The sequence below is a fragment of the Ruegeria sp. BHSC043 genome, from assembly GCF_059612985.1.
This window is the reverse complement of the sequence record NZ_JBXWRS010000005.1, coordinates 48221-65481: the sequence shown is the minus strand read 5'-3', so window position 1 is coordinate 65481 and position 17261 is coordinate 48221. Positions and strand designations below refer to the sequence as shown.

General features: G+C 64.7%; 20 protein-coding genes. 7 read left to right on the top strand and 13 right to left on the bottom strand.

The annotated features are described in order from the left end of the window. Nucleotides 1-49 precede the first annotated feature (49 nt). The 3 genes from AC2FMM_RS10285 to AC2FMM_RS10275 form a co-directional block, all read right to left on the bottom strand. Entirely contained in the window at nucleotides 50-3505 is a 3456-nt protein-coding gene (locus AC2FMM_RS10285; protein WP_496796499.1) for a chromosome segregation SMC family protein, read from the bottom strand. A 137-nt stretch (nucleotides 3506-3642) separates the two neighbouring features. Continuing rightward, nucleotides 3643-4047 (bottom strand): hypothetical protein, encoded by a 405-nt coding sequence (locus AC2FMM_RS10280; RefSeq protein WP_496796498.1) that lies wholly within the window; start codon nucleotides 4045-4047, stop codon nucleotides 3643-3645. 44 nt (nucleotides 4048-4091) lie between these two features. Further along, on the bottom strand, nucleotides 4092-5285 hold the full coding sequence (locus tag AC2FMM_RS10275; RefSeq protein WP_496796497.1) for an aminotransferase-like domain-containing protein: 1194 nt from the start codon (nucleotides 5283-5285) through the stop codon (nucleotides 4092-4094). Nucleotides 5286-5444: 159 nt separating this feature from the next. On the opposite strand from AC2FMM_RS10275, the gene AC2FMM_RS10270 reads away from it, so the two are divergent. After that, nucleotides 5445-6215, top strand: coding sequence for an FCD domain-containing protein (locus AC2FMM_RS10270; RefSeq protein WP_496711208.1), 771 nt, complete (start codon nucleotides 5445-5447; stop codon nucleotides 6213-6215). Nucleotides 6216-6225: 10 nt separating this feature from the next. On the opposite strand, the gene AC2FMM_RS10265 is transcribed toward AC2FMM_RS10270, so the two are convergent. The 6 genes from AC2FMM_RS10265 to AC2FMM_RS10240 form a co-directional block, all read right to left on the bottom strand. Next, nucleotides 6226-7086, bottom strand: coding sequence for a glycosyltransferase family 2 protein (locus AC2FMM_RS10265; RefSeq protein WP_496711207.1), 861 nt, complete (start codon nucleotides 7084-7086; stop codon nucleotides 6226-6228). Between the two features lie 169 nt (nucleotides 7087-7255). Continuing rightward, on the bottom strand, nucleotides 7256-7816 hold the full coding sequence (locus AC2FMM_RS10260) for a F0F1 ATP synthase subunit B (protein WP_496796496.1): 561 nt from the start codon (nucleotides 7814-7816) through the stop codon (nucleotides 7256-7258). A gap of 5 nt (nucleotides 7817-7821) precedes the next feature. Continuing rightward, on the bottom strand, nucleotides 7822-8367 hold the full coding sequence (locus AC2FMM_RS10255; protein WP_496688764.1) for a F0F1 ATP synthase subunit B': 546 nt from the start codon (nucleotides 8365-8367) through the stop codon (nucleotides 7822-7824). Nucleotides 8368-8453: 86 nt separating this feature from the next. Then, entirely contained in the window at nucleotides 8454-8678 is a 225-nt protein-coding gene (locus tag AC2FMM_RS10250; protein ID WP_005981269.1) for a F0F1 ATP synthase subunit C, read from the bottom strand. Nucleotides 8679-8747: 69 nt separating this feature from the next. After that, nucleotides 8748-9536 (bottom strand): F0F1 ATP synthase subunit A, encoded by a 789-nt coding sequence (locus AC2FMM_RS10245; protein ID WP_496679342.1) that lies wholly within the window; start codon nucleotides 9534-9536, stop codon nucleotides 8748-8750. Nucleotides 9537-9538: 2 nt separating this feature from the next. Continuing rightward, on the bottom strand, nucleotides 9539-9871 hold the full coding sequence (locus tag AC2FMM_RS10240; RefSeq protein WP_490359927.1) for an AtpZ/AtpI family protein: 333 nt from the start codon (nucleotides 9869-9871) through the stop codon (nucleotides 9539-9541). A gap of 231 nt (nucleotides 9872-10102) precedes the next feature. On the opposite strand from AC2FMM_RS10240, the gene AC2FMM_RS10235 reads away from it, so the two are divergent. Beyond that, the gene (locus AC2FMM_RS10235; protein ID WP_496679344.1) at nucleotides 10103-10438 is read left to right on the top strand and encodes an ArsR/SmtB family transcription factor; all 336 of its coding nucleotides are present in this window, start codon (nucleotides 10103-10105) and stop codon (nucleotides 10436-10438) included. Here the strand turns inward: AC2FMM_RS10235 and AC2FMM_RS10230 are convergent. The 3 genes from AC2FMM_RS10230 to AC2FMM_RS10220 all read right to left on the bottom strand — a co-directional run bounded on the left by AC2FMM_RS10230 (nucleotide 10435) and on the right by AC2FMM_RS10220 (nucleotide 12714). Then, nucleotides 10435-10848, bottom strand: coding sequence for a universal stress protein (locus AC2FMM_RS10230; protein WP_496688760.1), 414 nt, complete (start codon nucleotides 10846-10848; stop codon nucleotides 10435-10437). The genes AC2FMM_RS10235 and AC2FMM_RS10230 overlap by 4 nt on opposite strands. 76 nt (nucleotides 10849-10924) lie before the next feature. Further along, nucleotides 10925-11839 (bottom strand): DMT family transporter, encoded by a 915-nt coding sequence (locus tag AC2FMM_RS10225; RefSeq protein ID WP_496688758.1) that lies wholly within the window; start codon nucleotides 11837-11839, stop codon nucleotides 10925-10927. Beyond that, entirely contained in the window at nucleotides 11836-12714 is an 879-nt protein-coding gene (locus AC2FMM_RS10220) for a LysR family transcriptional regulator (protein WP_496796495.1), read from the bottom strand. Before AC2FMM_RS10220 ends, AC2FMM_RS10225 begins: the two co-directional genes overlap by 4 nt. Before the next feature lie 121 nt (nucleotides 12715-12835). Here AC2FMM_RS10220 and AC2FMM_RS10215 point away from each other — a divergent pair, with 121 nt between their 5' ends. Further along, nucleotides 12836-13417, top strand: coding sequence for an FMN-dependent NADH-azoreductase (locus AC2FMM_RS10215; RefSeq protein WP_496741993.1), 582 nt, complete (start codon nucleotides 12836-12838; stop codon nucleotides 13415-13417). 70 nt (nucleotides 13418-13487) lie between these two features. On the opposite strand, the gene AC2FMM_RS10210 is transcribed toward AC2FMM_RS10215, so the two are convergent. Then, nucleotides 13488-14018 carry a prolyl-tRNA synthetase associated domain-containing protein gene (locus AC2FMM_RS10210; RefSeq protein WP_496711206.1) on the bottom strand — a complete coding sequence of 177 codons (531 nt, stop codon included), beginning with the start codon at nucleotides 14016-14018 and terminating at the stop codon, nucleotides 13488-13490. Between the two features lie 258 nt (nucleotides 14019-14276). Between AC2FMM_RS10210 and ffh the strand changes: the two genes are divergently transcribed. Genes ffh through AC2FMM_RS10190 form a run of 4 tightly spaced genes read left to right on the top strand, consistent with a single transcriptional unit; the run spans nucleotide 14277 to nucleotide 17235 of the window. Then, entirely contained in the window at nucleotides 14277-15785 is a 1509-nt protein-coding gene (gene ffh, locus AC2FMM_RS10205) for a signal recognition particle protein (protein ID WP_496796494.1), read from the top strand. After that, nucleotides 15786-16394: a GNAT family N-acetyltransferase gene (locus tag AC2FMM_RS10200; protein WP_496796493.1), complete on the top strand. Its 609-nt coding sequence runs from the start codon at nucleotides 15786-15788 to the stop codon at nucleotides 16392-16394. Further along, nucleotides 16391-16942: a GNAT family N-acetyltransferase gene (locus AC2FMM_RS10195; RefSeq protein ID WP_496741999.1), complete on the top strand. Its 552-nt coding sequence runs from the start codon at nucleotides 16391-16393 to the stop codon at nucleotides 16940-16942. Before AC2FMM_RS10200 ends, AC2FMM_RS10195 begins: the two co-directional genes overlap by 4 nt. After that, nucleotides 16939-17235 (top strand): chorismate mutase, encoded by a 297-nt coding sequence (locus AC2FMM_RS10190; protein WP_005981236.1) that lies wholly within the window; start codon nucleotides 16939-16941, stop codon nucleotides 17233-17235. Before AC2FMM_RS10195 ends, AC2FMM_RS10190 begins: the two co-directional genes overlap by 4 nt. The last annotated feature ends 26 nt before the right edge of the window (nucleotides 17236-17261 follow it).

The window sequence follows — 17261 nt, the reverse complement described above, 5'->3', positions numbered from 1 at the left end:
CAGCCTAGCCCGGTCCGGCACGATCGCGGAATAACGTTGCGGTGAGCGGTCAGGCGACCATCTGCTCGGCCTTCTTCAGATCGACCGAGACCAGTTGGCTGACGCCCTGTTCCTGCATAGTCACGCCGAACAGACGGTCCATCCGGGCCATGGTCACCGCGTGGTGGGTGATGATCAGGAACCGCGTGTCGGTCTGGCGGCACATCTCGTCCAGCAGATCGCAGAACCGGGTCACGTTGGCATCGTCCAGCGGCGCGTCGACCTCGTCCAGCACGCAGATCGGCGCCGGGTTGGCCAAGAACACGCCGAAGATCAGTGCGGTGGCGGTCAGGGTCTGTTCCCCGCCCGACAGCAGGCTGAGCGTCGACAGCTTCTTGCCGGGCGGTTGGCACATGATCTCGAGCCCCGCATCCAGCGGGTCGTCGCTCTCGACCATCACCAGGTTGGCCTCGCCGCCACCGAACAGATGCTTGAACAGCATGGCGAAGTTCGCGTTGACCTGCTCGAATGCGGTCAGCAGGCGCTCGCGGCCCTCACGGTTGAGGCTGGCGATACCGCTGCGCAGCGCCTTGATCGCCTCTTCCAGGTCGGATTTCTCGCTGTTGAGCGTGTCGAACTCCTCCTGAACCTCCTTGGCATCCTCCTCGGCGCGCAGGTTCACCGCACCCATCGCGTCGCGCTGGCGCTTGTGGCGGTTCACCTCTGCTTCCAGGGCATCGGCGGCGGGCATGTCCTCAGGGTTCACGTCCAACTGGTTCAACAGCTGGTTCGGTGTCAGTTGTTGATCCTCGGCGATGCGCTCGGCGGCGGCAGCGACACTTTCCTTGGCCGCCTCGAACCGCGCCTCGGCCGCGGCGCGGGCTTCGCGCGCCTCCGAGGCCTTGCGCTCGGCCTCGCGCTCAGCCAGCACGGCTTCGCGTTGCAGGGTTTCGGCATGGACCAGCTTGTCGGTGGCCTCGGCGCGGCGGGCCTCGGCGGCCTCGATCATCTCGTTCAGCTCTTCGCGCGCCTCGGCGATCTCGGCGGGCGCGGCCATCGCCTCGGTCAGTTCTTCTTCCGAGCTGGTTTTGCGCTCGGCCAGCTCGGCGATGCGCTTCTCGGCGGTTTCCAAGCGGTGTTTCCAGCCGCTCAGGTCCTTGGCCACCTCCTGCGCGCGGCGGGTGCGGGCCTCGCCTTCGCGGCGCAGCTCGTCATGGGTCGAGCGGTGCGTCAGCATGGTGATCCGCGCGGCCTCGACCGTCTGCTTGATATCCTCGACCCGTGCGCGGGCAGTGTCCATATCGCCCAGCTCGGCCAGCGCGGCCTCGGCCTCGCGCAGCTGGGCGCGGGCCGCCATCGCATCCTGCTTGTGACGGTCGACCGCAAGCGTCAGGTTCTCCAGTTTGCCCTGCGCCAGGTTGCGGTCGGCCTCGGCACGGCTGAGCGCTCGGGCCGCTTCGGCCATGCGTTGGTCGGCGGCGCGGCGGGCCTCGCGGGCGCGGCGGTCGGCCTCGGTCACCTCGGCCAGTTGTCGCGACAGGGCCTCGTGCGCGGCGCGGGCGCCGTCGGCCTGCGCTTCGACCTGCGCCAGCTGCTGTTTCAGCACCTCGAGCTTGTTGAGCTGCTCCAGCCGCAGCGCCGCGGCGCTGGGGGCATCCTCGGCCCAGGCGCGGAACCCGTCCCAGCGCCATAGATCGCCCGAGCGCGACACCAGCCGCTGGCCGGGTTTCAACAAAGGTTGCAGCCGCGCGCCCTGATCCGCGTCGATCAGGCCGATCTGTGCGATGCGACGGCTGAGACGGTCCGGCCCCGATACGTGCAGCGCCAGCGGCTCGGCCCCGTCCGGCAAAGGCTGATCGGCGTCATAGCCCGGCACCTGCACCCAACCCGACGGCCCATCGCCTTCGACCAGCGGGGCGCGGAGGTCATCCGCCAGCGCGGCCCCCAGCGCCTTTTCAAAGCCCGGCTCGACCCGAAGCAAGTCCAGCACCTGTCCGCCCTCGGCGGTGTCGCGCTCGACCAGCTTGGCCAGCGCAGTGGTCTCGGCCCGGATCGCCCCCAGCTCGCCCTCGGCCTCAGACCGTTGGGCGCGGACCTCGGCCTCGCGCGCCTGGGTCTCGCCGCGCAGTTCGTCGGCGGCGGCCAGCGCTTCTTCGGCGGCTTCGGCGGCCTCGCGCGCCTCTTCCTCAGCGGCTTGCGCGGCCTCGAACGCTTCGTCGGCGCGGGTCAGCGCGGCGCGGGCCTCGGCAACGGCCGCGCGGGCCTTTTCCTCTTCGGCCTCTGAGCGTGCCAGCGTCTTGCGGCTGTCCTCGACCAGGCGCTGCGCCGATTGGTGACGCGCGACCAGACGAGCGGTGTCCTCGGTCTCCTGCGCCAGCAGATCCTCGCGCTCCTGCAGAACCGCGGCGGCCTCTCGGGCAATTTCGGCGGCTTCGGCCAACTTGTCGTCATGGCCCTCGGCGGCCTTGGCCAGTTCGCGGGCTTCCCATTCCAGCCGTTCGATCATCTCGCCGGCGTCGCGGTTCAAACCGGTTTCACGCTCAATGTCGCGGCCCAGTTGCTGGATGCGGGCAGTCAGGGTTTCGATGGTCTGGCGCGCGCGGGTTTCCTGATCGGACAGCTGATCGCGCTGCACCTGCTGGCGCTGCAGGACGGCGGCGGCGATGGCCTCCTGCTCGCGCAGCGGCGGCAGAGTTTCTTCGATCTCGGCGCGTTTCGCGCTGGCGGCGCGGGCCTCGGCCTCGGCGCGCGCGGCTTCGGTGATGCGGTCACGCAGACGCTCTTCGGCCTGCTGGCGGGCCATGTCGGCCTCTTTCCAACGGCGATACAGCAACATGCCTTCGGCTTGGCGCAATTGCTCGCCGATCTCGCGATACCGCGCGGCCTGACGGGCCTGGCGCGCCAGCTGCGCCAGCTGCGTGCCCAACTGTTCCAGAACGTCATCGACGCGGGTCAGGTTGGCCTCGGTGCCTTTGAGCTTCAGTTCGGCCTCATGCCGGCGCTGGTATAGGCCCGAGATACCGGCGGCCTCTTCCAGAATGCGGCGGCGAGCGCGGGGTTTGGCGTTGATCAGCTCGGCGATCCGGTTCTGCCCCACCAGCGCGGGCGAATGCGCACCGGTCGAAGCATCGGCGAACAGCATCTGCACGTCGCGGGCGCGCACGTCTTTGCCGTTGGCCTTGTAGGCGCTGCCCACGTCGCGGGTGATGCGGCGCACGATTTCGATCTGATCGCTGTCGTTGAACCCGGCCGGAGCCAGACGTTCCGAGTTGTCCATGGTCAGGACGACCTCGGCGAAGTTGCGCGCCGGACGGGTGGCGGCACCGGCAAAGATCACGTCCTCCATCGCACCGCCGCGCATCGATTTGGGGCGGTTCTCGCCCATCACCCAACGCAGCGCCTCGAGCAGGTTGGACTTGCCGCAGCCGTTGGGCCCCACAACACCGGTCAACCCGTCCGCGATGATCAGATCGGTCGGATCGACAAAGCTTTTGAAGCCGGTGAGTTTGAGTTTGGTAAAGCGCAAAGGCCGGTTTCCATGATTCCCGTTCCTTCAAAGTCTGGACAAGGGAATGGCCGCGAGTCAACGAAGTTGCGCAGGATATGGGATATTGGGCCAAGTTATCCACAATATCTTGCTGATTTGGGCGGAATCGCGCGGATTTAATAAGGCGAACACTCGAACACCTGGTACCCAGTGTCCGACCCGCTGTCATGGGTGCCGAAGTCGATGCATTCATAGTTGGTCGGCGTGACCGCAGCCATCAGCAGCCGGTCCGACGCCCTGCGGTCGCAGGCCAGGATTCCCACGGTCACCGCCGCGTCGCCCAGCACGTCGGCGACCGGACAGCCCGAGACCTGCGCCATGGCCAACGCGGCCCGATCCCGGATCGACCCCAGCCGCGGGGCATATTGGCTGCTGACGCGGACCGCCTCGGCCAGGTCTCCGCGCCGGCGCACGTCGAACACGCTGCCGTTTATGGCCACGCGGGTTGCGGGCAGGTCGCGGAAATGGGGCGTGCCGGCCGAGCAGCCGGCCAGCAACAGCAAGGCGAGGAACCGGATCATACCGCAGCTTTGCGGCAAAATGGTTAACGAAAGCTTTCCCGAACTTACCCGCGCAGGACCGTGCCCAACCGGGCAATGCCCTCGGCAATCCTGACCTCGTCCGAGTTGGAGAAACTCAGCCGGATCGTATTGGTGCCGCTGCCATCTGGGTGAAAGGCCTGTCCGGGCACAAAGGCGACCTTGACCGTCGCAAGCGCGCGGGCCAGTAGCTGTGCGCCATCCGAGCCGGGCAGCAGGGTCAGCCAGATGAACATGCCACCCTCGGGCCGGGTCCATTGCACGCCTTCGGGCATGTGCCGTTCCAACGCCGCCAGCATCGCGTCGCGGCGCGCGCGGTAGGTTGCGCGCACTTTCGGGATGTGGCTGTCGAAACAGGTTTGGGCAACTTGGTGCACGGCCATCTGGTTGATGGTGGCCGAATGCAGGTCGGCGGCCTGTTTCATCAACACAAGCTGCGAGATGACGGGCCGCGCCGCCACGACCCAGCCAACTCGCAACCCGGGCGACAGAGTCTCGGAAAAACTGCCGCAATAGATGGTTCGGCACGCTTGCAGATCGCCCTTCCGCTCCAGTTCCAGCGCAAGGATCGGTGGAATCGCCTGCCCGTCATAGCGCAGGGCCTGATAGGCACCGTCCTCGATTAGGGCGCAGTCCAACTCCTCGGCCAAATCCAGAAGGGCCTCACGCCCCCGCCGATCGACTGTCTCGCCGGTCGGGTTGGCAAAGTCGGGCGACAGATAGGCGTATTTGACCGCCCCCGGCCCCGCCGCGGCCCGATATTGCGCCGCGCCCGCGTTGCCGCCTGCGCGCAACCGGTCAAAGCGCGGTTCATAGGCGTTGAAGGCCGCCAAGGCTCCCAGATATGTCGGCCATCCGACCAGCGCCGTGTCGCCGGGCGACAGGAACAGCTTGCCCAGATAGTCCAGCGCCTGTTGCGAGCCCGAGGTGATCAGAACGTCATCGGGGCCGCAGTCGATGCCGATCAGACGCATGTGGTCGGCGATCCATTCCCGCAACGGCAGGTACCCTTCGGACACGGAATACTGCAGCGCCTGCGCGCCGCTGCCAGCCCCAAACGCCTGTTGGAATGCCTGGGCAAAGGCCTCGGCCGGAAACAGCGCCGGGTCGGGGATACCGCCGGCAAAGGAAATAATGCCGGGTTGATCCAGCAGTTTCAGCAGCTCTCGGATTTCAGACGCCTTCATTCGCTTGGCGCGCGTGGCAAATAGCTGATGCATGGGCCGAGCCTCCTCCGCTGGGTCGGACCGACGCTATGACCTCCGCGCTTAAAGTCAATAATACTGACCTATTGTTTCAGGCAATGTGATCGCGGCCCGTTCTTGCGCAGGCCAGGCTTGTGTGGTCATATGATTTGACCAATTTCCAGCGATGTTCCGATGCCCTTTCAGAAAGTCCAGACCGAGAAACTGTCCCTGGCCGTCGTCAAACAGATCGAGCTGCTGATCCTGCGCGGGATCCTGCGCCCCGGTGAACGCCTGCCGCCCGAGCGCGAACTGGCCGACCGACTGGGCGTATCGCGCCCGTCGCTGCGCGAGGCGATCTCGCAACTGCAGGATCAGGGCCTGCTGTCTGCCAAGGCCGGGTCGGGCATCTATGTGGCCGAGGTTCTGGGCTCGGCCTTTTCTCCGGCGCTGATCCGTCTGTTCAGCAGCCATGACGAGGCCGTGTTCGATTACCTTTCCTTCCGGCGCGACATGGAAGGTTTGGCGGCCGAACGCGCCGCGCGTCTGGGCTCGGACAGCGACCTGAAGGTGATCCAAGCGATTTTCGACAAGATGGAGGCCGCCCATGCCCGCAACGCGGCCGATGACGAGGCCCATCTGGACGCGCAGTTCCACATGGCGATCATCGAAGCCAGCCACAACGTGGTGATGCTGCACATGATGCGGTCGATGTTCGATCTGTTGCGGCAGGGCGTGTTCTACAACCGCCAGATCATGTTCCACCAGCGCACCACGCGCGACGCAATCCTGAACCAGCACAGGGCAATCAACACAGCCCTTCAGGCCCGCGACCCCGAGGCCGCCCGGCAGGCGGTGGAACAGCACCTGAGCTTCGTCGAACGCTGTATGCAGGACCAGCAGAAAGCGCAGCGCAACGAGCGTATCGCGCGCCAGCGCCTGGAACACGAAACCGCCGGCCGTTAAGCGCCAGTTGTCAGATCCGATGCAACTTTCGCATCAGTCTGTGCTTCCACAGCTGGGGTCGCGCAAAAGGCTTGGGGTCGCATTTACGCAGATCGGGAAAGGTCGCTTCGGCCTCTTTGCGGGTCCGCAACTTGAGTGGTTCGTCGAGGATACGGCGGACCAGATCATCCTGCGGCACGACCGAAGCGCGCTCGGCATCGATCACCTCGAGCATTTCGGCATGGTAGGCTTCGATATCTTCCGACCGTTGTCCGTTGCGGAACCTGAACGCGCCAATTTGGTCATGAACGGACAACATCGTTGTATGCTTCGAAAACCTCAGCCACAGTTCTCCGTCCACGGCAAGGCGGAGCGACTCGTTCAACCTACCGCCTGCGACTTCCCACAGGCTGCGGCGCCAGAAAGTCGATTCCTGCTGAATCCATTGATAGTCGGCCGCAAGAAACCGCGTATGGGTCACAAGTCGCGGGCGGTGGATGCTCAAAACCTGATCGGCCTCGTCGATACAGGTCACCCGACCGGTCAACCATTCTACCGAGGAATTGAACGCAAATATCGAGCCCACAAGTGACAGACTTCCGGGCAACAGGACATCGTCCGAGTTGATCCATCCCATCACATCTCCGGTCGACACCGCAAAGCCCCGATTTATTGCGTGGGCTTGTCCGTCATCCGGTTCGGACAGAACCGTAGAGAAGAAATTGCGGTACCTCTCGACGATTTCGAGGGACCCATCCGTACTGCCGCCATCCGAAAGGATCAGTTCGAGGTCTGGATAATTCTGATCGATGACAGACCGAATCGTGCGTTCGAGAAACTCGGCGCAATTGAGGTTCGGGATCACAACGCTGATCCGGGGCAGTCGTGTCATGTGTTACTCGTGGCTCAATCGGGCAAGCCTTGAAACGTGTTAATATGATGAACCTACAGTATCCGATAAAACGGCGAGGGCAAATTCTGCCCCCGCCGAAACTCCTACAACCGTCGAGGAAGTCTGAGACGCGTTCGCCGCCAGTAGCCGAGACCGCCTCTGCGCCGGATCAATGCAGTTTCTGCGCCACGGTCGCGATGGCCTCGTCGATCAGTTTGTTGGCCTGGGCCGCGGTCATCTGCTTGGCCAGTACCGACTGTGCGGCGACGACAGCCGCTGCGACGGCCTGATCGCGAACCTCTTTGACCGCTGCGGCCTCAGCCGAGGCGATCTGATCCTGAGCAGCCGCAAGGCGACGGGCAATCGACTTCTCGAGGTCGGCCTTGGCCTGCTCGGCCGCCAGAACGGCGTCTTCCTTGGCAGCGGCCACGATGGCATCAGCCTGGGCCTGCACCTCGCGCTGCTTGCGCTCGTACGAGGCCAGCAGGCCGCGCGCTTCTTCGTGCAAGGCGCGGGCTTCGTCCAGTTCGGCCTGGATGCCCTGGGCGCGATTGTCCAGCACCCCGCCGATCATGCCGGGCACCTTGAAATAGAACAGCACCGCGATGAAGACGATGAAGCCCAGCAACACCACGAAGTCGGTGTTGCCCAGCGAGAAGAACGGGCCGCTTGCGGCAAAGGCCGGGCTGGCGGCGCCCGCAGTCAGGACAAGGGCAAGGATGTTCCGCATGTCACTTATCCTTTCAGCTGTGCTTCTACGGCACCTGCGATGGCATCGGCATCCGCCTTGCCGCCCAGTGCGGTGACCAGCTCGGCCGCCACGTCCTTGGCAACCACTTGAATGCTTTCCAGCGCTCCGGCCCGGATCTCGGCAATCGCCTTTTCGGACTCGGCCGCCTTGGCCGCGATTTCCGCGTCTGCCTTGGCGATCGCGTCATCCAGGTCCGCCTGGATTTCGGCGCGCGCTTCGGCTGCGATCCGCTGCGCCTCGGTACGGGCATCGGCCAGCGCCTTGTTGTAGGCTTCTTCGGCCTCGACCGCTTTGGCCTTCAGGTCTTCGGCCGCGGCCAGGTCGTTGGTAATGGTCCCCTGACGCTCGGCCAGGATCGCCGCGATGCGCGGCAGGGCCACGCGGGACAGAACCAGAAAGATGACGACCAGCGTAACGACGAGCCAGAAGATCTGGTTCGGGAACCAGTCGAAGCAAAGCTGCGGCATCCCGATGGCAGAGCCATGAGAGTCGACGCAGGTTCCTACTGCTCCGGTTGTTTCAGTCGCCATGATGTCCTCCGTCGGAACGTTGTCTTTACAACAGGTGGGCCGCTATGGCTTGGGCCCACCTGCGCGTAAGGATCAGGTTCCGCAGATTATACGGCGAACATCAGCAGCAGCGAGACCAGGAATGCGAAGATCCCCAGGGCTTCTGCGAATGCGATACCGATGAACAGGGTTGCGGTCTGCGAAGCAGCCGCCGAGGGGTTGCGCAGAGCGCCGGCCAGGAAGTTGCCAGCCACGTTGCCCACCCCGATTGCGGCCGCGCCGGAACCGATTGCTGCCAGGCCTGCGCCGATGTGTGCGAGATCGCCTTCCATGATGTATCTCCTTACGAATTGGAAGTTTCGATTTTGGGTTATCGTTCCTGTGCCGGGGTCACGCCCCGATCAGTGATGCGGATGCAGAGCGTCCTTCAGGTAAACACAGGTCAGAATGGTGAATACGTAGGCCTGGATGAAGGCCACCAGGACCTCGAGGCCATACATTGCGGTGATCGCCAGGACCGACACGGGCGAGATCGCGGCAATCGCGGCGAAACCGGCGAAAACCTTGATCACGGCGTGGCCCGCCATGACGTTGCCCGCAAGACGGATCGAGTGGCTGACCGGACGCACGAAATACGAGATCAGTTCGATGATCGCCAGGATTGGGCGGAGGGCCAGCGGTGCGCTCGACACCCAGAACAGGCTGAGGAACCCGGCGCCGTTCTTGACAAAGCCCAGCACGGTCACGGTCAGGAACACCGCCAGCGCGAGCACCACGGTCACAGCGAAATGCGAGGTGGTTGTGAACGACATGGGCAGCAGGCCCAGGAAGTTCGCGGTGACGATGAACATGAACAGGGTCATGACATAGGGGAAGAACTTGACGCCTTCCTTACCGCAGATGTCTTCCAGCATCTTGTAGATGAAGCCATAGGCCAGTTCGGCGATCGACTGCATGCGGGTCGGGACGATGGCGCGCTTCGAAGTGCTCAGCACCAGCAGACCGATGATGGCCAGAACCGCGAAGAACAGCCACAGGGTCACGTTGGTGGGCGTGTACCAGGCGATCGTGTCGCCGCCGAACAGCGGCTTGACGATGAACTGGTCCATGGGATGGAACACCAGGCTGCTGCCTTCTGCTGCGTGTTCTGCGCCTGCGGCGCCGTGTGCTGCGGTGGTCTCGCTTGCCACGTTCAGTCCCTCTCGTCCTTCTCGGCCCTTGTCGCGGCCGCTTGTTTCTCTTGGGCCTCCTGTGCGCTGCGGAGCATGACCTTCACCCCGGCGACGAGACCCAGCAATGTAAACAGCACCAGGAAGATCGGGATCGTCCCGAACAGGCTGTCCAGCCCGTACCCGATGCCAAATCCGATCCCCAGACCGGATACCATCTCGATGACCATCCGCCAGGCCAGTTCGCCCCCGGATATGTCGGCGTCTGCGCGGGCCTGCGGTTGCTTGGCCTTTTTCGCCGCTTCGATCCGCGCCTCAAGCTGCGTCAGGCGCTGCTTTGGGTCGTCATCGGTCACGGGCGGTTTCCTCGCACAGTCTTGGCGCAGTTGCTAAGCGGCACGCGGCGCAGAGTCAACGGCCTTGATGGACCCAATTGACGCAGCTCAAGACTTTGTTTTTTCATCACTTTTCTCGTATCTGCCAGTCTCACCGTCCGAGCATCGGGTCCGCGTCAGCCCCAAAAGCCCTGAATCCGCATATTCAACCAAATGGTTGACCAAACTTTCCCGCTGTGGTTCAGCGGGGTCATGTCCGATGACCTCGATACCGTCTTTGCGGCCCTGGCCGACCCCACGCGGCGCGCAATTCTGGCGATGCTGCTCGAGGATGACATGGCCGTCACCGACGTGGCCGAGCCGTTCGAGATGTCGCTGGCGGCGATCTCGAAACACCTGACGATTCTGACCCGGGCCGGGCTGATCAGCCAGGAGAAGCGCGGCCGGGTGAAATGGTGCAAGCTGGAACCCGACTCCCTGCGCGCGGCCTCGGTCTGGATGCAAGGGTTCGGGCAGTTCGAACCGGTCAATCTGGACGCGTTCGAGCGGTTCCTGGAAAACCAGTTGTCCGCGGGTGACGAGGCCTAGCGCACCACGAAGACCGACATGCTGGCATGTTTGGCCAGGTATCCGGCATGGCTGGACAGGATGAAATCGGTGATCCGCGGCGCATGGGTGCCGATTACGATCAGGTCGGCGCCGATCTCTTCGGCGGTGCGGGCCAGATCGCCATCGACCTCGGCCGCCACGTCCACCGAATGGATATTGCGGAAATCGACCCCGCCGCCGCTGGCTTGGGACAGCTCGTCCGCCAGATCGGACAGATGATCGTGGATCGCGCTTTCGGTCTGGGTCGGGTCACCGGGCTGGTTGCTGGTGACACTGACGATGGTGATCCGGGCCCCCTGCCATCGGGCGACTTGGGCCGCAACCTCGGCGGCTTTGCGCACTTCGGGCGGCAAGTGCAGATCGACGGGAAACATGATGTGCTTGAACATGGGACACCTCCTTGACCTTGTATCAGCCTAGCCGAGCCGCGCGGTCTGCCCCTTGATCTGCCTCAACAGGTAGGCGTCAGCGCGCCACGGGCTGCCGGTCGGCGCGTCGCAGATCGTCGCCCTTCAGCAGCAGCACAAGGGCCAGGATCGTCAGCCCGATTCCCACCAGCACCAAAAGGTCCGGCGCCGGCTGGCCCAGCGCGATCTGCCAGATGATCACCCAGCTTGGCGTCAGGTAGGTATAGGCCATGACCTTGGCCGATGGCAGCAGCAGCGTTGCATATTGCAACAGAACGAAGGTGGCCGCGCTGGCGCAGATGGCGACATAGAGCAGGCCGATCCAGACGATCGCCGGCAGGTTGGCCCAGTCGGTCGCGCGGATGTCGGACCAGCCGAACACCGTCAGCACCGCGCACCCGGCCAACAACGTGCCGAAAGTGAACACGACCGGCGGCTCGCCCCGGTTCAGCTTGCGCACCATGGGCGTATAGATCGCATGGGCCACGCAGCCCCAGAAATAGATGATCTCGCCCTGCCCGATCTCGAAGGCGCGAAAGGCCAGCCAATCGGCGCGGAACACCACCCACAGCGCGCCAACCGCGCCCACGCTCAACGCCAGGGCCATGTGCGGGGTGGTGATCTGACGCAGCAACACCCAACCCGCCACCGCCGACAGGATCGGCGTCAGGGTGAACACCGCCGCCGCGCTGACCGGCGGCGCGGTTTTCAGCCCGTAGAACATCAGCACGAAATAGGCCGAGAACAGCCCGCCCAGCACCAGATACCGCCAAGGCGCGCGCGCCGCGCTGCGCGGCAGGCCGGTCGTCATCAGCGCCGCGATGCCGATCACCACGCCGGCAATCGCGAACCGCGCGGCGTTCAGCGCCGCCGGCGCGATCTCGTTGGCAATCATCGAGCCTAGCGAGAAACTGCCCGCCACCAGCGCCGAGAACACCAGCATGGCCAGATGGCCACGCGCCTGCGGGCTCATGGCAGCCAGTCCTTGGCCTGCTCCTTGAGGAATTTCAAGAAGGTCTGCACCTTGTTGGTGCGGTGCAGATCCACATGGGTCACCAGCCACAGATTTCCGGCCCATTCCGGCAGCGTCTCCATCACCTCCTGCAACTGCGGATGGCGGGCGGCCTCCCAGCGGGCCATGAAGCCGATCCCCGCCCCGGCCAGTACCGCCTCGGCCACGGTGAAGTTGTTGGAGCAGCGGAAGGTGATCGCCTCGGCCGGGACATTGGCGCGCAGCCAGCGCGAAAAGGGCGCGCGGCTGTTCTCGTCATCCGCCCCGACAAAGGCGTGGTTGGGGAAATCCTCGACGCCCGCAGGCAGGCCGCGCCGCGCGATGTAGTCCTGACTGGCATACAGCCCCACCTCTTGCGTCATGAAGGGCTGCACAACATTGTCCGGCTGGTCGGGGGCCGCACCGGCACGGATGGCCACATGCGCCTCGCCATATTCCAGGCGGAACAGGCGGTCGCCGGTCAGATAGCGCACGATCAGGTCGGGATGGTCCTGCTGGAACGCGGTCAGCGTGGGCACCACCAGCGGCGCCAGCGAGGCCAGCGAGGTCACCACCAGCTCGCCCGAGACATCGTCTCCGCGCCCCTTCAGCCGCCCGACCAGCTGGTTGAACTGATCCTCGGTGGCCTGGGCCACACGCAGCAGATCCTCGCCCGCCTCGGTCGGGGTGTAGCCGCGCGCGTGGCGCTGGAACAGCTTGACCTTCAGCCGGGCCTCGATCGCGTCGATATGGCGGATCACCGTGGCGTGGTGCACCCCCAGAACCTCGGCCGCGCCGCTGACCGTGCCCATACGCGCAACCTGATAGGCGGTGCGGACCTCGTCCCAATTGTCCATGACAAAACCAATTCTGTGCAATTTCCAACAATGCCTGTTGAATTATCCCAGTTTCGTTCGCTCACGCAATACTCATATTGGGTTCAGACGCAAAATCCGAAGCCTGAGAAGGACACACACCATGACAAAGACCATCCTGCACATCGACGCCTCGGCCCGCCGCACCGGCTCGGCCACCCGCGACCTGTCGGCCCGCATCGTCCAGCACCTGGGCGCCAACCGCATCATCCGACGCGACCTGGCCACGCCCCTGCCCTTGCTGACCGAGGACTGGATCACCGCAAACTTCACCCCCGCCGATCAACGCGACGCCACCCAGCGCGACCTGCTGGCCCTGTCGGACGAGTTGGTCAAGGAACTGCAGCAGGCCGACACGGTGGTGATCGGGCTGCCGATCTACAATTTCTCAGTCCCCGCCGCCTTCAAGGCCTGGATCGACCTGGTCGCCCGCGCGGGGCTGACGTTCTCGTATACCGAGAATGGCCCCAAGGGCCTGCTGGAGGGCAAGCGCGCCATCCTCGCCATCGCTTCGGGCGGAACCGCCGTGGGGTCCGAGATCGACTTTGCAACCGGATACGCCCGCCATGTTCTGGGCTTCATCGGCATCCACGACGTGGATGTGGTGGCCGCCGACCGCATGGCCCTGGACCCGGAAGCCACGCTGAGCAACGCGCAGAAAGCCGTCGCCGAACTGGCCGCATGATGCAACCGGGCGCCGCCGGTGGCGCCCGGTATTCCACTCTCCGTCAGGCGCGCTCGGACGGGCGCGCCTCTCAGGGCAGCCAGGTGACCTCGCACCCGATCCGGTCGAAGAAGGCCATCAGGTCGTCGCGCGCCATGGCCACCGTCCGGTCGTTGACCAGCGGATGCATATAGATCACGCCCACGCGCTGCGCCGCGTCGTCCATGAAGAACCGTACACCGTTGCCGACACCGTTGATCATCGCCAGCGGGCTGACCGCGCCAGGACGAATGCCAAGGTTCTGCATCAGCCGATCCGCCGACCCGAAGGTCAGGTTGCCCACCCCCAGTTCGGAGCCCAGCGCCTTGAGGTCGATCTCGCGGCTCTGTTCCAGCGTCACCAAGTAGTTCCGCTTTTTCTTGTCGCGCAGATACAGGTTTTTGAGTCGCAATGCGTTTTCGCCCGGAACCATGAACTGATCCTCGACCGCCTTCGACTCTTCAACCGTCCGTAGCGGGACGTGGCTGTGCAGGCGATAGGGCAGCCCCCAATCGTCCAGCTGCGCCAGCAGTGCATCGGAACTGAGTGGCAATGTGTCCTGAAAGGCGGATGAGGCGTCCATGGTCTTCTCCCGAATATCGCGCCAGTCATGGCCGACGGGGCAAGACGATGCAACCCGGCAAGCGCGGATGGTTGACTCAGGCAGCCAATGGGCCTAAACGCCAACGCAACATCCGGAAGCGTCTGTTCTTCCGGTCCCTTGAGTCGTTCAGGGATCGCCCCCCACCAGCGAGTTTCGCCCGTGGGGGCGTTTGTGCATTGACTCGTCCGCCCCTATCTATGGGGCGCCAACCGACAACCGGCGAAGGAGGCCGAAGGCATGTTTGAAAATCTATCCGAACGCCTCTCTGGCGTCTTTGACCGGCTGACCAAACAGGGCGCCCTGTCCGAGGAAGACGTCAAGACCGCCCTGCGCGAGGTTCGCGTGGCGCTGCTTGAGGCTGACGTTTCGCTGCCGGTGGCGCGTGCGTTCGTCAAGAGGGTGCAGGAACAGGCGACCGGCCAGGCGGTGACCAAGTCGATTACGCCGGGCCAGCAGGTCGTCAAGATCGTGCATGATGCGCTGGTCGATACCCTGCGCGGCGAGGAAGACCCCGGCAAGCTGAAAATCGACAACCCGCCCGCGCCGATCCTGATGGTCGGCCTGCAGGGCTCGGGTAAAACCACCACCACCGGCAAGCTGGCGAAACGCCTGAAAGAAAAAGAGGGCAAGAAGGTCCTGATGGCCTCGCTGGACGTCTACCGCCCGGCGGCGATGGACCAGCTGGCGGTTCTGGGCACCCAGATAGGGGTGGACACCCTGCCGATCGTGCCGGGGCAGAAGCCGGTGGATATCGCCAAGCGCGCCAAACAGCAGGCCACGCTGGGCGGCTATGACGTCTACATGCTGGATACCGCGGGCCGTCTGCATATCGACGAAGTCCTGATGGACGAGGTCGAGCAGGTCCGCAACGTGGTCGACCCGCGCGAGACCCTGCTGGTGGTTGACGGCCTGACCGGTCAGGTCGCCGTAGAGGTCGCCGAGGAGTTCGACGCCAAGGTCGGCATCACGGGCGTGGTCCTGACCCGGATGGACGGTGACGGCCGCGGCGGCGCGGCGCTGTCGATGCGCGCAGTGACCGGCAAGCCCATCCGCTTCGTCGGTCTGGGCGAGAAGATGGATGCGCTGGAAACCTTCGAGCCCGACCGCATCGCGGGCCGTATTCTGGGCATGGGCGACATCGTGGCCCTGGTCGAAAAAGCCCAGGAGACCATGGAGCTCGAGCAGACCGAGCGCATGATGAAGCGCATGATGAAGGGTCAGTTCAACATGAACGACCTGAAGATGCAGCTGGAACAGATGATCCATATGGGCGGCATGCAAGGCCTGATGGGCATGATGCCGGGCATGGGCAAGATGGCCAAGCAGATGGATCAGGCCGGGTTGGACGACCGGATCCTGCGCCAGCAGATCGCCATGATCCAGTCGATGACCAAGAAGGAACGCGCCAACCCCGCGCTGCTGCAGGCCAGCCGCAAGAAACGCATCGCGGCCGGTTCGGGCATGGAGGTCAGCGACGTCAACAAGCTGCTCAAGATGCACCGACAGATGTCGGACATGATGAAGAAGATGGGCAAGATGGGCAAAGGCAAGATGCTGAAACAGGCCATGAAGGGCATGTTCGGCAAAGGCGGGCCCAGCCCCGAGGAAATGGCCGCCGGCATGGACCCCAAGGCGCTGGAAGCCGCGGCCAAGGCGATGGGCGGCAAGGTGCCCGGCGGCATGCCCGGCATGGGCGGCGGCATGGCCCTGCCCCCCGGCCTGAGCGGATTCGGAAAGAAGAAGTAAGTGACCGCGCCCGTCGCATATCCCTGGGAGGCTCCGGCCTCCGGCCCCGCTGCCGCCCTGTGGGCGCGGCTGGCGGCGGACTTGCCGCAGCTGGAGACCGTGCGGCTTGTGCTGCGCGCGCCGCGGATCGGGGATTTCGACACCTATTCGGACATCCTGATGTCGGACCGCGCCAAACACATGGACGGCCCGTTTGACCGGCAGGCGGCCTGGCTGGGTTTCTCGCAATACGTCGCGGGCTGGCTGCAGCGTGGCGCGGGAATTTGGGCCATCGAGGACCGCGCAGGCGGTCAGGTTCTGGGCTTCGTGTCGATCGGCATGGAATTCGGCGACCGCGAGCACGAGTTGGGCTATTTGCTGACCGAAGCCGCCGAAGGGCGTGGCATCGCAACCGAAGCGGCCGAAGCCGCCCGCGACTTTGCGCTGGGTCCGCAGGCCCTGCCGTCACTGGTCAGCTATGTAGACCACGACAACGCGGCCTCGGCCCGCGTGGCCGAGCGCCTGGGCGCCCAGCGCGACCTGCAGGCCGAGGCCGGGTTCGGCGAGCCGGTTCTGGTCTATCGCCACCTGCCCGGCGACGGCGATGGCAGGATGGAGGCCTACGCATGACGACCTTCGCCATCCCAACCCTTGAGACCAAACGCCTCATCCTGCGGGCGCCGCATCTGGACGACCTGCCGGCCATGACCGCCTTCTACGCGACCGAGCGCAGCCACATGGTGGGCGGGCCAAGGGATGCGGCAGACTGCTGGAGCGTGCTGGCGAACCGTCTGGGCCACTGGGCACTTCGTGGCTATGGCCTGTGGCACCTGACCGAAAAGGCCAGCGGCGCTTTCGTGGGCTGGACCGGCATGATCGATGTACCGGGCTGGGACGAACCCGAGCTAGGATGGACCCTCATGGAACAGGCCGAGGGCAAGGGGCTGGGCTTCGAGGCCGCGCAGGCCGCCCGCGACCACGCGGCGCGCCATCAGGGACTGAACGGCGTCATCAGCTATATCGCCCACGCCAATGACCGTTCGCGCGCTCTGGCACAGCGCCTCGGCGCGACCTACGAGCGCGAGGGCGAAGTGCTGGGCAAGTCCGCACAGATCTGGCGGCACCCGAAACTCGACACGTCAACGACCGATCTAACCACCGAAAGGACCGGCCAATGAACAATCCCGTGACGCGGGCCGCGGCCTTGCTGAAAGACCACCGCGAAAGCATCGACCGGCTGGACGCGATCCTGGTCTATACGCTGGCCGAGCGGTTCAAGCACACGCAGGCCGTTGGCAAGCTAAAGGCCGAACACGACCTTCCCCCGTCCGATCCCTCGCGCGAGGCCGCGCAGATCGCACGGCTTGAAGACCTGGCGAAAGAGGCGGATCTGGACCCCGATTTTGCCAAGGCTTTCCTGAATTTCATCATTCAGGAAGTCATTCGACACCACAAGAAACACCAGAAGTGAACCCGAGGTTCAGCAAACACCAGAAA